The sequence below is a fragment of the Acidobacterium capsulatum ATCC 51196 genome (assembly GCF_000022565.1).
GTDB lineage: Bacteria > Acidobacteriota > Terriglobia > Terriglobales > Acidobacteriaceae > Acidobacterium > Acidobacterium capsulatum.
In genome coordinates this window covers 3002579-3018437 of record NC_012483.1, presented here as the reverse complement: position 1 = coordinate 3018437, position 15859 = coordinate 3002579, and the positions used below count along the sequence as shown (strand labels likewise).

The window sequence follows — 15859 nt, the reverse complement described above, 5'->3', positions numbered from 1 at the left end:
GCACCCCACGAAGGAGAACACAAATGCCCCTGCTTGAAGTCACCCGAACCCGGCACATCAACGCCTATATCCGGCTGCTCGACACGACGGCTACCCAACTCGATCAGTATGCCGCATTCCTCCATGCAACAGCGGATGAAGTCATCGAACAGGCGCTCGCCTACATCTTCTCGAAGGACCGCGACTTCCAGGAGTTCCTGAAGTCCTCCGAAGCGCAGACCGTCACGCCCACTCTGAGGACTCGCAAACCATCGCCCAATGACTCACCGGAGCAGTCTCCGAGAAAGCCTGCAAGCCGTGCTGCCAACGGCAGCACTTCGGTGGATTCCGTCGCGGGTACGAGGAGCTGATGCAACCGAAATATCGTTCCCGGAACCACAACGGTGCTCCGCACCGGATGTACGTAGTCGCGGTAGGGATACGGCTTACGCCGTACCCCCCGCACAGATCCGTACGGGCGGATTTCCCGCATACGGCTCTTACCTCAGGTGGTGACGCGCAGACGGCGCGAAGGATAAGGACGGCAGATATGGGCCGGAGGAAGCCATTTGCGGATGAGCCGTTTCATTCGTTCCCACTTGACGCGACCATGCTGGCTTCGCCTGCACAGAGCGCGATGCCAGAGGTTGCTCACGGTGTAACGAAAATGGGCCAGAGCATGCCGGTTGCCCGGCACTCCGAAGTATCGGATATGCCCGCCCACAACGGACTTCAACCACTTTCCGACTTCCGGAACAGGGTCATGCATGCGCCGCCACAAGCCGATCTTCACCTCTTGCAGCTTGGCCTGCATGCGCTTGCGAATCGTCTGCCGAAGCACCATGAACCTTCCCTTCTTTGTCTTCCCGCAGATATGCGTGAAGCCGAGGAAGTCGAAGGTCTCCGGCTTGCCCAGACCGGCGCGCTTTCGGTTCTTCGCCGCATGGCGTCCGAACTCGATCAGCCGCGTCTTCTCCGGGTGCAGCTCCAGTTGGAACTTCTCCATTCGTTCTTTCAGTTCCAACCAGAACCGTTCGGCCTCGTCTTTGTACTCGAACCCAACCACGATGTGTCCGCATAACGCACCACGATTACATCGCCGTGCGCACGCTTCTTACGCCATGCCTGAACCCAGAGATCGAAGACGTAGTGGAGGTAGATATTCGCCAACAGGGGCGATGCACTTCCGCCCTGTGGCGAGCCTGCTTCCACGAAGGTTCGCTTGCCCTTTTCCAGCACGCCCGCGTTCAGCCATTTCTGGATGAGACGCACAACGCGCCGGTCCGCTATCCGATGCTGGAGGAACCGGACCAGCCATTCATGCGACAGCCTGTCGAAGAAGCTGCGCACGTCCAGGTCCAGCACCCAGTTCACACGTCGCTCATGGAGTCCACACCACAACGCATCCAGCGCTTTATGCTGGTGCCGCTTTGGACGGAACCCATAAGAGAAGCCGAGGAAGTCGGTTTCGTAGATTTGATTCAGTACCTCCACCGTCGCTCTCTGAACGAGCTTGTCTTCGAGCGCCGGGACGCCGAGCGGTCGCTGCCGCCCATCCGCCTTCGGGATGTACACCCTACGCACCGGCTTGGCCCGGTATGCCCCGCGCTTCAGTCTATGGGAGAGATTCTGGAGATTCTCCTCAAGAGCCTCGCCGTAGTGCCGCCATGTCTCCCCGTCCACACCCGCCGCAGCGTGCCTCTTCAACTGCAAGTAGGCGAACCGCAGGGTGTCGATCCGGTAGACATGATGCATCAGAGCAGTGAACCTTGCATCCTTGTTCGATTTTGCCGTTTGTCGTATCTGTTCCAACTCACTTGGCGCGCTGAGAGACCCCAGCGACGAAGACCTGTCGCCGGGGACCCCCTTGATCCGGCTCTGAGTCCGGGGCGCGTTTTGTTGGCCCAGATTCCCCTTGGTCAGACCCCTTCCCTCCATCTCCTCCGCCACCGATACTCTGGCTTTGTTCGGAGACTTCCCCGGTACTATGAGTCTGTCCGACTTCCCGTGTTCGTTCATCATCGGCTCCTGTCCTTAGACTTCCCGATGCGTCCCGAGAACGCTGGCCGCTCTCAGGTGAACCCGGGATCTCTCAATTTCCGTGCAAAGTGTGTCCCTACATGCCAGGGTCATAGACCGCGCAGGACTCCTGCCAAGCTCGCCATACTGCTTGTCAGGATGTTGCCTTCCGCGTTGTGTCAAGGCGTCGGCGTCCTGAAGTTAGGGATATTTCGCGGCTCAATAGCCTGGCCTGTAGTTCCTCCTGTCTACGCTTCGTACATGGCCTTACGGCCACATCCGCAAGACTCGGAGCCGGTGTGGCTGGCTAGGCCCTCACCGTACGACTCTTGCATTCGCTACACCTTGCCGGTTCCGTGCTTGCGCACGGGATTGACGCTACGACACGTCACCCCCAGTAGGGTTGCTGCCGGTAAACCGGCTTGCGGTTTTGGTTTGCAGGCGTGAACGCGTGTTGATTCAGTTGCTTGGAGATCGGAGCATTGATTGCGACGCCGATGCGTTTACGCGCGTAAACGCGTAGATGGGCAAGATCTTTCTGCGGTCGGGTGCTTGACGTGCCAAAGCGGCTGGCGCAAGCTGGTGGCGAGGCGGGTTACTCCATGGACACTCCCCGCATCCCGGCACCTTTGCAATCTTCGGCCTCGCCGAAGGACGAAACGCGCGCGGTTCGCGTTCCGAACCAGCCACTCCCAGTCCATGTCTGCATCTGTGAAGACGAGCCAGGGAAGCGCTTCTACGACCCGCGTATCCAGATCACTTCTATTCAGGGCTTGAAAAGAGCACTTGTGCGGGAGTGCGGCGAGGCTTTCCGCGCGGATACGCAAAGCCGGGGTCTCGCAGCGCTCCAAGCTGCATCTTCCATTCGTCATCGGTCTACTGCTTGGGCTCTTTCAGATCGAGAGCGGCAATGCGGCTGCAGGGCCTCAAAGACTTTCAACGCTTAGGAAGCAAGATCAGGAGATACACGACGCCGGCCATTCTCGACCATCATGGACAGATAGGTCTGCCTGATATCCGTATTGGGCCGCTAATTCCCGACGTTTCAGTTTAGCCGTGTTGCTCGACCCCATCTCAGTATCTTTCAAGGCACGGCTTCCAGACCGAACTTTAGACCTGAAACTCCGACGACCTGGAAGAGACTTCGCCTTCCGGCTTAGAGCAAGCTTCGCACACAGCACCGTAAAGGTCAGCAAGAGCGCATTAACCACCCTCCAAAGGGGCTACTTCGACCGCCTCTGACAGAGAGAGGCCGTGTGCATCGAACGACCATCGCAGGGCAAGCTCTATTCCGTATTTTCCAAAGAAAATCTGAGCATTTTGGAAGTCTCTCGCGTCAAGATTGCAATGCAAGACAGGAAAAGATTGTTGCTATGGTTTCAGCCGAAAACGGATGCGCGCGCCGAAGGAAGGCACTCCGATCGCGACTCTGAAACTGCAGCGCAAGCAGATATATCAGAATGCGACAATCAGGCTTTCCTGGCAATCTACGATCGCTATTCGCGAACCATCTATCGTTTTCTGGTACACATGACAGGGTCTCTCACGATTGCGGAAGATCTGACCCAGGAAGCGTTTGTGGTGATCCTGGAAATAATGTCTGGCGAAAAACAACTGGGTTTCGATCCGGAAAAAGGAACACTCGAAGGCTACCTGCTGGGAATTGCAAGAAACCTCGCGAGGAGAGAGCTGCGCAAAGGGAGACGACTCGTCTCTCTGGAGGGTATGTTAGACCTTTCTATAGGAAATGAGACCAATGAACTCCTCACCGGCAATGGCAGAATATCCGATGAAAGCTTGGCCGTAGTTGTGGCCCGGGCAGAATTGCGGAGCTTGTATCGCGCCATCTTAGAACTTCCGACGCACTACAGAGAGGTTCTCGTATTGTGCAGCCTGCAGGAGAAGAGCTATAAGGATGCGGCGACGCTTCTGCAGGTCACAGAAGGCACCATCGCCTCCCGCATGAATCGTGCGAAGGGGCTGCTGGCAGCAAAGATGCGTCAGCCCTCCGATGAGAAATCCGCTTCATCCAAGGCTCAATAATATGAATAAGGAGGGTACGCAAATGAAACCGTCCTCGTCGAAGATAGAGAACGCACAGTTTTCTTCCCTGGATTCGATGCTGGAGGAACTACGGCATCAGACTCAGCACGAACCTCCTCCAGCTTTGCGCGAATACCTCAGGATAATCAGCAAACAGCACTCTAATGCGCAGAAGCCAGGCGCCTTAGATTCGAGACAGCGCGCAGTGCGGGTCCGCATTCTTGCTCTCTCTGCAGCTGCCACAGTGGCCTGTGTCCTTTTGCCTTGGCTGATAACAAGGCTTCTTTTGCCGCAAAGGGATGCGTCCGGTATCGCCAGAATCGCCTCTAATTCTGCACAGCCTGTGCCCACCCATCCCGCTGCCTCTGCGGCGAAGATCTCGTCATCGACAGCGCCGGAAGCAGTTCATACCGAGACTGTCATCTCTGCAGCGGTTGCAAACGAAGCAGGTAATCTTATCATTCCGCTGCCGTACTCTGACCGCGCGGTGACGACAGGAACCATCTCAACGATTCCTGTGTCTGTCTCGCAGAATGAGCTGCTTACCTTGGGAGTCCCTGTCAGTTCCGAGGAGGGTCATCACCGATTTGTCGCAGAATTAATCCTGGGCGCTGACGGTCTGCCGCGCGCCCTCAGCGTGCCTTTCCCGCTCACTACAACAGGAGACATGGAATGAACTGGAAGCTCTGCTGCTGTCTGACTCTTGTAACTTGCTATGGAGTCTATGCTGCGGGAGCTGTTCACGCCGATCTTATAAATGGTCATGAGATCAATGGACAGTTGATTGCGGGTATGCAGGTTGGACCACCTCCTGGACTGGGCGGACCCTTTGAGGGGCCAGAACGAACGGCAGTCGTAAGAAACGAGCCCTATCAGGCCGAGGCCATCACAGAAATCAGGCAAACGCTGGCAGACGGCACGCACATCCGACAGACAATTACTGCAACGGTTGCGCGCGATAAGCAAGGAAGAACGGTTCGTGTCGAGAGACTGGGGTGGAATGGAGCATTCTTCGTTTTTCGAGCAGGGGGCAACGGTTCCACCGCAGACGTTCACGCACAACCGCCGATTCTTACCTCTATCTTCGATCCAGTCTCACACGAACATATTGTTTTCACCTCAGATGTGAAAGTTGCCCATGTCTCTCCGATAGGCGTTCTTCCCGGCAAGCCAATCTTCCGAAACGCGTCTCCCGGAGCAGCTTCGAGAGCTACCCAACAGCTTTCCGTTCATCACATACCTGGGGCAGCGGACATGGGAGGACCGTCCTTCCGGCTAGAGTTCGCCGGCGGCTGCGACGGATGCGACACGGAAACAAAAACATTGGGCTCCAGAACAGTGGACGGCGTAAAAGCGATAGGAACACGGCGAACCTGGACCATTCCGGTCAGCGCTATTGGTAACGATCGTCCAATAGTAACAACAGAAGATACATGGTATTCGCCAAAGCTTCAACTTGTATTGTTAAGCATGCGTAGAGATGCGCGGTTCGGCAATACGACCTATATGATCAAAGGGCTCAGGCTGGAGAATCCAAAGGAGAGCCTGTTTCGCATTCCTGCCGGCTACACCCTTCAAAGACTCGACACGCCACCGCGGCCTTTCGATCCGACCGACTTCTAGGTCGTGGTCTTGCGACTAGCGTAGAACCCACGCGTTGTCCTGCTCATATAACACCTCGCAACGCGGCAGACGGTTATGCCGTGGATAATGATTCAGGATCGTTTTGCATCTATGCCTGAATAAGCGCACATTTCCTTGAGCGCTGCGGCAATGCCAACCGTCTATCATGTCGGGAAGCAAAAATCACATGTAAATAGCCTGAGCCACTCAGTGCGCATCTCTGATAATTCCCCGCCACCCCAAGCGAAGAAATATTTAATTACCGCATTTATTTACAAAATCCCGGGAAGCCGGGAAGTGCTTCGAGTCAATACCGGCAGGAGTTATTCTGTGCCGTATTCGCGACATGCATTTGTAACAGTTTATATTCGAGTCCTTCTCGCCGCCGTGCCCCTGCTGATGCTGCTCACGCCAGCCCTCGCAGAATCCGCGAAGCGTGATTATAAAATTGGGCAGGCTGCAGAAGCCCGAAATGATGCTATCGCCGCATATCGCGCTTATAAGAGCGCATCCGAATTAAAGCCAGGAGAGATTCGCTATCGTATCGCCTTTGAGCGCGTGCGCACGGCTGCCGCAGAGGAATACGTTAAGGAAGGGCAGGGGTTTGCTACACATGGCAACCTCGCTCCAGCTCTGGCTGCTTATCTAAAAGCACTCGACGCCGATCCAACTAATGAGATGGCTGAGTCGGACGCGCGCGCGCTGGAACTGAGGTTGCAGCAGAACACCCATACCCAGGCATCGACTGCTCCATCTGGTTCGGCAGAAAATATGCCTGAGTCTCCCGTCGACCTCGATATTCCTGTTGCCGGACCCGTAACGCTTCACATGCTTGCGGACAGTAAAGTTATTTATCTCACTATCGGAAAGCTGCTTGGCATCAACGTGCTGTTCGATCCATCCTCTAGCTCAAACAGGATTCAGGTGGATCTCAGCAATGTCACTCCCTACCAGGCTCTGAACATTGTGGGCAAGGTATCTGGAACCTTCTGGCAGCCTGTTACGCACAACACGATCTTTGTCGCTCAAAATACTCCGGCTAAGCGGAAAGAATACAGCAATCAGGCCCTTGAAGTTTTTTACGTTGGCAACGTGTCGCAGGCGAGCGACTTCACCGGTATTCAAACAGCGTTAAGAAATGTATTTCAGTCCGCAAGGATTTTCGGAATAGAGAGCAACGACACAATCGTGATGCTCGGCACGCCAGATGAGCTGCGCCTGGCGAAGATGCTCATCGCAAGTCTGGATGAACCTAAACCGGAAGTCCTTGTCGATGTTACAGTAATGGAAGTCAGCCGCGACAAGATGCGGGAAATTGGTCTTTCTCCTCCCACGTCGCTGACTGTAAACTCCGGGTCGTCGCAGACGTTGGAACAGATTGGACACACCTCCGCCTATAGCATCACCATCGGCCAGGCAGCAGCCGACTTTCTGTTAACAGACTCAAATACACAAATCCTGCAAAACCCGCGACTGCGTGCTCTCAACGGAGAACAAGCCAGTCTTAAGCTCGGGGAACGGCTGCCTGTGGCTACTGGTTCCTATACCTATGCCACGGGCTCGACAAGCGCTGCAGCAGAAACCCAATTTCAATATCTTGATGTGGGCGTCAATATTGACATGACGCCCCAGATTCATCTCGATCACACTGTGACGTTAAAGCTTGGCGTGGATGTCTCTTCAGAGAACGGCACTGAAGATCTGGAGGGTGTTGAGGAGCCAATCATCAGCCAGGAGAAAGCGCAGCAGATTGTTCGGCTAAAAAATGGCGAATCGACTATCCTTGCTGGTCTGCTCAAGAAAGAAGTGAGCCAGACCGTGAGCGGCTGGCCAGGCTTTGGAGAGATTCCCTTCATGAAATATCTCTTCACAACCCAGAAGCACGAGGTCACCAGCGACGAGCTAGTTTTTATGATTACTCCTCATATCATTCGCTCGCCACAAGTCGACCCACTGACCATGCGCGAGATAGATACGGGAACGGCAGACATGATTCAACTCCGCGAGCCTCCGGGCCAACTGAACAGTAGTTTGGCGGCGAAGCCCAAAGCGGCTTCTTCTCAAGCGGCGTCACATCCATAGTTGACAGGTGCTGAATGATGCTTAGAGCGCGAGCGTCAGCCGTTCTCATAGCGGCCCTGACGATGCCAACCTGCAATGCAGCGGCCTGGGTAGGAAAGCCACTTGTTGAACCAGGCCCTGCCTTCATGGCGAACCAAAAGATCGCTTCTCTAGATGAGACGCACCAGACCGGGGCACGTCATACATCAAGACAAAATCAAATGAGAGCAGAGAAACACTACCTGGAGGGGGTGCGTGCTTTTCAACGGCATCGGATGAAAGTTGCGGAGAAAGAGTTTCTTCTTGCTGAAAAACTGGATAGGTCGAACCCTCGCTATTCACTTGCGGCGCGTATGGCACTGAGGTTTTCTGCGACTCCATTCGCAAGGGAGCCCGGAACTGCCGCCCATAGCGGTCAAATTCTGGATGCTTTGCATTACGCTTCCCTGCCTCATCCGTATAGTGCAATGGCAACACTGCATCCTCACAAAAAAAAGACAAAAGCAGAAAGCAGTCCCGTTATCGTAAGACAGCATTCCTCGCGTGCGAATGCGCCCATTAAACTTGTGGCATTGAAGGCAGACTGTAGTTTTCATCTGCACGCAACGAAGCCTTCGGTGATACGTCAGGTCCTGCAAGCCTACGGTATCCAGGCAGAGATCGGTCCTGATATCGACGATCAGTCCGTGTTCTTTGACGTGGATTCTCTAGATTTCAAGAGCGCGGAGAAGGCGCTTCGGCTGGCAACCGGAGTTTTAATTGTACCTTTGGGCGTGCGCCGCGCTCTGGTGGTTGCGAATACAACGAAAAATCTGAGGCAATACGACCCCCAGATCATGGAAACCATTACCTTCCCCGGCATGGATAGAAACGAACTGGAGGAGATGGAAAATATTGCCCGCAATTCAGGCGGCGTGACTCGCGCTGTGCTGAGTCCGGATCAGAAGGTCATTACGCTGCGCGCGCCTGGCGCAACTCTAATGGCTTTGAATCATCTTTACCGCGAACTGCTGGATGACACAAGCGAAGTCAGGTTGGACATTCATGTCTACGAGGTAGATCGCACGGGTGAGAATGACACAGGTGCGATTCTTCCGAACTCGGTCACACTGTTCAATTTGAATTCCGAGGCAGACAGCGTGCTGGCTGAGAATGCAAGTCTTGTACAAGAGATCATTTCCAGCGGTCTCGCTAAAGCCGGCGACTGGGAGACGATCATTGGAATTCTACTTGCGGCGGGAGATATTTCTGGAACCGACTTCAACAATCCATTTGTAATCTTCGGCGGAGGAATTACTGAGACAGGAGCGGAGTGGAATACGACCGCCGCAAACATGTTGCTCACCTCTTCTAATGTCATATCGCTCGACCAGGTACAACTCAGTGTACGAGACCAGAAAGAGGCAACATTTCTGGATGGCGAGCGTTACCCGATCATGACCGGAAAGCTTTCAAATCTCGGGAACCTGGGAGAGTCCACAGGCACAAGTCCGCAATTTCAATACGTCAATCTTGGATTGACACTCAAGGTCACACCTTCGATTCAAGCCAATAAGAACGTCACGCTACACATGAAGTTGCAACTATCTGGACTCGCAGGAACTACGCTCGACGATATACCAGTGCTGACCAACCGTCAGTACAGCGGAGAGGTGTCTATCCACGCGGGCTACAGTGCGCTCATCGTCAGTTCGATGTCTAAACAGAACAATCTTGATCTCACTGGGATGCCCGGATTAAGTGAGATCCCCGACCTGCACGATATGACAAATCGTGATACCAGCAGCAGTGACCAAGAACTGGTCATTCTCGTGACGCCCCATATCATTCGTCTCGGACACCCAGGTATCTCAGGACCTGTTATTCCATTGGAGTAGCTCTAGCTCCACTTATTTGCCCGGATTAGAATATTATGAACGGGGAGCGGCAAGGGGTCGCTCCCCGTTCTCTCCGGAAAGGCGCCAGCATCCCACGTTTGCCGGCGCGCCCCCGTCATCAGAGAGTGCTCCCCAGCTTGAGCACCTCCGATCTTCGTGTTGCCGATGCCTTCAGTCCACAGTGAGAGCGAAAGTTGTAGAAGATGCGATGCTGGAATCAGCGATGTCCACACCATCGAGCGTGATGGTGTATGTCCCTTTGGCTACTTCATCAGCCGTGGAACTGGAGCTACTTGAGGAAGAGGCAGACCGGGAGCCGCACGCAATGGGCAATGACAGGGCACCAACCACGAGTAAACACGATAGCAATGCTCTCAATCGGCGCTTACGGACAAATAGGACTCCCCCAGCGATACATGCAAAGGCAACCGGAAATGGGCCGCGGCCGGGTTTGTTTGGCTGCGAGGTGGTTGCCGACACAGTCGATGCGCGGAGGAATGACCGGCGCTGCATTTTTCGAATCGAGCTGGAACTACAGTCATTCTCCGAGGTATAGATGGTCAGTGTTGTGGTCGCTGTCTGATCCGCAGAGACGGTCACGTTAGGAATGGAATAACAGCCGTACTCCAACAAAGAAGCGCTGGTTGTCGACAGTGAGAAGCTCGCGGTGCCCGAATAGGAATTTTGTGAAGTGACCGTGATGGTCGATGTGCCCGAACTTCCTTGCGATACGGTCAGATTCGACGCCGATACGGTAAAAGTTCCCGGGGATGTGCTTCCATTCACGCCGCCTACATCGACAGTGATGGAACCAGAGGACCCAGCAAAAATCGAGTCGCCCGAATAGGTTGCCTCAATCACATGTGACCCAGACGTTGTTGAGCTAAACGTGTATGTGGCCGAGCCATTAGTCAGCGCCAGCGAAGACGTTTCCGTGGTTCCGTCTACGACGACGGCCACGGTACCGGTCGGTGTGCTGCTGATCGAACTCGACTGTGGGGCGACGGTGATAGTAATCGTGTCGCTTGCACCGGCAGAGGGAGTTGCGGTAGCAGCTGAGAGGGACGTCGTGGTGGCCTCCAGCGATGCAGAAGAGCCAGACGTCCAAGAAGTGAGTAGATTATAAAAGTCCACCGACCCGAGACCGGTTGCCTCGTCATACCCAGTTGTGGTCGTATATTCAGACTTGCCAGTCGATGAGCAGTACTGGGATCCGGCCGTGCACTGATTACCGCCGCTCGTGATGTCATGGAACACGGAGGCATAAGCGCTTGAATCCGAGGCAAGTTGGTAGAGCGTTGAATTGATGAGCCCTTGACCGGTAGAGTTCTCTTTCTGGTTGAGAATTGCCAGCATGCCTGCAAAAATCGGCGCGTCAAAACTCGTGCCACCGGCAACGGTCAGGTCCTGCGTGGCAGAATCGCGAAAGCCGTCGCTGCAACTTGCCTGTTGTCCTTCGCTCCAGGCCGAGGTGTCGCTGGTGCAATAGAGATAGCCCCCATTCACCGGAGACGCATTCAACGACAGATCCGGCACTAGGCGATAACCGCCTGAAGGAATCCCCGTTACACCTGATTGCCAACTTGGACGAGCTGTTAATGTACTTACTCCACCCCCGCCGGAGCAGAGTGGAGAGCTGCCGTCGCTAACATATTCCGCACAGGTTGAATCGTCATTCCAGGCTACCTCGGGGATGTATGACTTCGCGGATGTAATGACGTCGCTTCCCGACGCAGATTCCCAGTAGGTGGTGTTTGAAGAAGCGATATCAGCTGCGGGAAACTCCGTGCCGCCCACCCCGGTCACATACGCGCTGCTGGCTGGATAGTCGACGGCGAGATCTTCCTGTTTCGTCTCACTCAGCCCACTTTCTCCATAGCAATCTGTCGAGCCGTCATCGCCTGTCGCGACAATCACACTTTGCCCCTGACTTGCGGCTTCCTCCATAATGGACTCGAGGCTGGAGTAATCATCGGAGCTCAGCTCCATCTCGCAGGCACCATAGCTCATGCTGATGATGGGAGCAATCTTTGTATCTACGGCATACTGCAGGGCGTCAAAGACGCTGTAATTCTGGTTATTTCCTACGTAAACGAAGTAAATAGCCGCTCCCTTGGCAATGCCCCCAGCGTATTCCAGATCGAGATCAGACTCCGCCTCATCGTCGGAAGAAAATGCCGCCGTTCCCGAACCCGGAACCAGAACCAGGGTAGGTGCTTTTTCGGTGAGCCCGGCCGCGCTCTGAAAATGCTCGATGTCGGAGACATCGATCTCCGACTGGCCAACGACCGCGATGGACTGGCCAGAACCCGTATAACCGGCATCATATGCGGGCGTAATGTCATAGATCGTAGCAACATCTCCGGGTTGCAGATAATGACTACCCGACTCAGAAGACGTAAAGCCGGGCCGCACAGCGCCCGTGTGTGAAAGATGAAAACGCACATGCGGTCTTGGCCGAAAGTCGTTAAGATTGCGCACGGATTCCACAACACCGGAAAGAGCGGAAGGGATGGAGAGATTGGTTGCATTGGCAAAGTGGGTCTTATCTGCAATCTTGTAGTAATCCATCTCCGTCGCAAACGCTGAATTGACCTGGGAAACGGTGCCGGAAAAGGTGATGTAGCTATGATTATTTGCGACGCGGTCGATTGTGAATCCCTGATCTTGCAACCAACGTTCGATCTTCGAAAGATCGTTGTCGCTCAGACCGAATTCGCTTGCATACTCCGCGGGCGAAAGCCATTTGTGATACCACGACGAACCAGGCGTCTGTTGCGCCTTCAGTAGCGCGTCGAGCTCTGCCTTCTGAGCTATTGTGGGCTTGAAGTCTATAGTGATGCCGGTGAGTTGCGTGTCTACACTCATCGGGCCGACGCGATTCTGCGGGCGTGCAGATGGGAACGCACTTCCCTGCAGCGATACGGCCTGGTTCGAATTGACGGTGCCAGTAATCCGGCTCTGGACCTCGCCTGCGGCTATGCCGACATACATAATGCATAGCAGATATCCCGCAACAACACATGCTCTGAAGAATAACCGTATATTCAAACCCGCAACTCTGACCTTCGCGAAGCTACGACTCGACATTAGCCCTGCTCTCTCACCATTGAGGAGAAAGTTTCTCTTGTCACGTATTGCCGTTACAAACACAGCATCTTCCCGCGCGCGAAGAAATCTTGCCTAACGCCCCCAATAATGCCTTCTTAACTCAGCTGTCTTGCTGGCGCGCTATAAGTCATTGAATAAAGCGGATTATGGTTCAAGTCCTCTGCGGGCTGCTTACATCGATAGGTATCGGAGAGAAGCAACTTGCTGCTCTTCCCAATCTCCGACACACGACTTTTCTTCAACGAAGGCGACCACCGCAGGCGTCAGCTTCGACGGACGCTGACGCCGTTCTCGTTGACGTCGATCCGCGCAGGCCTGCGCCTGATGATGGTAATACTTGCTGCCCACTTTGTTTCGTCGCCGCTCCCAACCGACGGTAGAACGATGAACCTGCAACTCCCGAGCAATCTCCGCATCCGAGATGCCTCGTTTCGTGAGGACTTGAATTTGTACCCGGTCATCGAGACCCAGGTGTCGGTATGTCGCCAAAATGCACCTCCAGTGGCTTAAGCCACTGGAGGTGCATTTACCCCAATTCTTTGAGCTTTTTCTCACCTTGTTGCACTATCAACTTGAAGAGGCGGGCACAAATGCCTGCACAATTCCTGCACAGCGCAAAATACCTTATTTATCTCCCATTCTTGCAATGAGATACAAAATCACATTCACTTGGCCGGGATGACAGGGGTAGGGTGGGATGCAGGGGCTGAAGCCAGTCCCTATTGGCTGCTTACCGGCACGGCTGAAGCCGTGCCCTGATACAGGTGTCATGCGAGGCAAAAGAAGCAACCCCACTCAAGCCAACGCCGCTTGAATGGGGCACCGGGAGGGTTGGCGCAAATTACAGAGCGGATGCGCTGGGGGTTGCAGTAGCATGTCTGCAGCCATGAAAGACTCTCCCCGCCCGTTTGCCCGGCTAGTGCAGAAGGTTGTTGAAGACATCGGGACGCTGACCCGTGAGGAAGCCCGTGTAGCGCTGCGAGAGATGATCATGGGCGAGGCGAGCACGGATGACATTTCGCGCATGCTGACCGCGATTTCGCAGCGCGGCGAGACGGCCGAGGAGCTGGCCGGCTTTGCCGAGGAGATGCGGGCGCATGCCGTTCCGCTGCCCTTTACCGACGAGGAGCGCGCGGCGCTGGTGGACACCTGCGGGACGGGCGGCTCGGGGGATGGCACGTTCAACATTTCGACGGGCGCGGCGCTGGTGGCGGCGGCGGCGGGCGCGAAGGTGGCCAAGCACGGCAATCGCGCGGTGACGTCGAAGTGCGGGTCGGCGGATGTGCTGGAGGCGATGGGGATTCCGGTGGCGCTGACGCCGGAGCAGTCGGTGGAGTGCCTGCGGGCGACGGGATTTGCGTTTCTGTATGCGCCGGCGCTGCATCCGGCGCTGAAGCGGGTGCAGCCGATCCGGCGGGCGCTGGGCTTTCGCACGATTTTCAATATGGCCGGGCCGCTGACGAATCCTGCCGGAGCGCGGGCGCAGGTGATGGGCGTGTATGCGGCGAACAAGGTGGTGGTGGCCGCCGAGGCGCTGTCCAGGCTGGGCGTGCGGCACGCGATGGTGGTGCATGGCAGCGACGGACTCGATGAACTGACGCTGACGGGCATGTCGCACATGGTGGAGGTGCGCGACGGGCTGCTGCGGCGGCATGAGTTTTATCCGTCAGAGGCGGACCTGCCTTTTTGCACGCTCGATCAACTGCAGGGCGCGGCAACGGTGGCGGCGAATGCGGCATTGATCGAGAAGATTTTAGAGGGCGAGACGGGACCGCGCACCGACATTGTGCTGCTGAATGCCGCGGCGGCGCTGGTGGTGAGCGGAGTTGCGACAAGCTTCAGAGAAGGCGTGGCGCGGTGCGCGATTGCGATTGAGTCGGGCGCGGCGCGGCAGACGGTGGAGAAGCTGCGGGCCTTTGGGAAGACGATCGGGTAGTTGTCAGTTGTCAGTTGTCAGTCCTCAGTTGGCAGTTGGCAGTTGTGGGGCGTTCTCGCTGTGGACGCTGGGAGAGGAGTGGCGGGGATATTGGGAGAAACTCCGGACGGCATTTAGCGACCGGAGCATCGCCGGGATTCTTCGCTTCACCACCCCGATTCGCTCAGAATGACGCATTGTGGGTGGGGCGGAGTTCGGGATGATAAGTCAGGCCAAACCCAGGCACGCCTTTGCCGCATCTCAAACTGGCAGAACCCACAGTTCCAATCGAGGTAAGGAGAGACGGTATGGCTTTGCGAGTTTCGCAAACGGTTCGTTGGGGAATGGCGCTGCTACTGACGGGTGCGGTGGCTGCAGGGGCGCAGACGATTCAGGTGAGCAAGGCGAATCGCACGCTGGCGGTGACCAGTAACGGGACGGCAACCGCGACGGCGGATCGCGCGGTGCTGAGCGTTGGCTACAGCGTGTATGGACCCACGTCAGAGGCGGCTTATGCCGAGGCCTCGAAGACCTCAAATGCGATTGCCGATGCGCTGGCCAAGGCCGGCGTGGCGAAGGACCAGATCGAGAGCCAGAGCGAGTCGGTTATGGAGACACAGGCGTATGAGAACCAGAACCTGACTCCGGCCGAGCGCGAGGCGCGCAAATACCACGCGGAGCAGACGTGGGCGGTGCGGCTGAAGGCGGGCGAGGTGGCGCGCGTGCTGCATGCGGCCGTGACGGCGGGGGCGAACAATAGCGGGAATATTCAGTGGTCAGTGGCCGATGACGAGGCGTTGCTGGCCAAGGCCGCAGCCAAGGCACTGGCCAACGACAAGCGCATGGCGGCCACGATGGCCGAGGGGCTGGGCGTGACGCTGGGTCCGCTGCTGTATGCGAGCAATCGCGGACCCACGCTCACACCGACGCCGATTTTTCACGCGATGATGATGGCGAAGTCGGCCGCTCCGCAAGAGGCGGTGAAACCGCTGAGCATTGAGCCGGAGCGGATCACGGATTCGGCGACGGTGTATGCGGTGTTTGCGATTCAGTAGGACTGGCCGTCCAGGCGGGCGCGCCTTCGGCGCCTTTTGGGTGCCGGGTCCCTCGGCGCTCGCGTTGCTCGCCGGGTGGGCACTGCTGGATTGGCGGGCGAAAAATCATGCAGGTCCCTCCGCTCACTTCGTTCGATCGGGAATGACAAGGCGGGGTGGGATGCAGGGGCTGAAGC

12 protein-coding genes are annotated in these 15859 nt (G+C 56.1%); 8 read left to right on the top strand and 4 right to left on the bottom strand.

The window, feature by feature from the left end:
- Positions 1-23 precede the first annotated feature (23 nt).
- The gene (locus ACP_RS12390) at positions 24-350 is read left to right on the top strand and encodes a hypothetical protein (RefSeq protein WP_041839553.1); all 327 of its coding nucleotides are present in this window, start codon (positions 24-26) and stop codon (positions 348-350) included.
- A gap of 134 nt (positions 351-484) precedes the next feature.
- Here the strand turns inward: ACP_RS12390 and ACP_RS18480 are convergent, their stop codons facing one another.
- Positions 485-985 (bottom strand): RNA-dependent RNA polymerase family protein, encoded by a 501-nt coding sequence (locus ACP_RS18480; protein ID WP_202944467.1) that lies wholly within the window; start codon positions 983-985, stop codon positions 485-487.
- Positions 986-993: 8 nt separating this feature from the next.
- The gene (locus ACP_RS18475; protein WP_202944466.1) at positions 994-1734 is read right to left on the bottom strand and encodes a reverse transcriptase domain-containing protein; all 741 of its coding nucleotides are present in this window, start codon (positions 1732-1734) and stop codon (positions 994-996) included.
- A gap of 1518 nt (positions 1735-3252) precedes the next feature.
- Between ACP_RS18475 and ACP_RS12380 the strand changes: the two genes are divergently transcribed.
- The 5 genes from ACP_RS12380 to ACP_RS12365 all read left to right on the top strand — a co-directional run bounded on the left by ACP_RS12380 (position 3253) and on the right by ACP_RS12365 (position 9602).
- Positions 3253-4041, top strand: coding sequence for an RNA polymerase sigma factor (locus tag ACP_RS12380; RefSeq protein WP_148215145.1), 789 nt, complete (start codon positions 3253-3255; stop codon positions 4039-4041).
- Positions 4042-4063: 22 nt separating this feature from the next.
- A complete protein-coding gene (locus ACP_RS12375) occupies positions 4064-4717 on the top strand; it encodes a hypothetical protein (protein ID WP_148215144.1) in 654 nt (217 codons plus the stop codon).
- Positions 4714-5664 (top strand): hypothetical protein, encoded by a 951-nt coding sequence (locus ACP_RS18125; protein ID WP_015897670.1) that lies wholly within the window; start codon positions 4714-4716, stop codon positions 5662-5664. The genes ACP_RS12375 and ACP_RS18125 overlap by 4 nt, the downstream gene beginning before the upstream one ends.
- 150 nt (positions 5665-5814) lie before the next feature.
- Positions 5815-7746: a type II secretion system protein GspD gene (locus tag ACP_RS12370; RefSeq protein WP_083770605.1), complete on the top strand. Its 1932-nt coding sequence runs from the start codon at positions 5815-5817 to the stop codon at positions 7744-7746.
- A gap of 62 nt (positions 7747-7808) precedes the next feature.
- Positions 7809-9602, top strand: coding sequence for a type II secretion system protein GspD (locus tag ACP_RS12365; RefSeq protein ID WP_169305976.1), 1794 nt, complete (start codon positions 7809-7811; stop codon positions 9600-9602).
- A 171-nt stretch (positions 9603-9773) separates the two neighbouring features.
- On the opposite strand, the gene ACP_RS12360 is transcribed toward ACP_RS12365, so the two are convergent.
- Positions 9774-12755, bottom strand: coding sequence for a protease pro-enzyme activation domain-containing protein (locus ACP_RS12360; protein ID WP_148215143.1), 2982 nt, complete (start codon positions 12753-12755; stop codon positions 9774-9776).
- A 129-nt stretch (positions 12756-12884) separates the two neighbouring features.
- Entirely contained in the window at positions 12885-13268 is a 384-nt protein-coding gene (locus ACP_RS18825) for a helix-turn-helix domain-containing protein (protein ID WP_083770603.1), read from the bottom strand.
- Positions 13269-13587: 319 nt separating this feature from the next.
- On the opposite strand from ACP_RS18825, the gene trpD reads away from it, so the two are divergent.
- Positions 13588-14649 carry an anthranilate phosphoribosyltransferase gene (gene trpD / locus ACP_RS12350; RefSeq protein ID WP_015897666.1) on the top strand — a complete coding sequence of 354 codons (1062 nt, stop codon included), beginning with the start codon at positions 13588-13590 and terminating at the stop codon, positions 14647-14649.
- Between the two features lie 287 nt (positions 14650-14936).
- Complete coding sequence (locus ACP_RS12345) at positions 14937-15683, top strand: SIMPL domain-containing protein (protein ID WP_015897665.1); 747 nt, start codon at positions 14937-14939, stop codon at positions 15681-15683.
- Positions 15684-15859 lie beyond the last annotated feature (176 nt).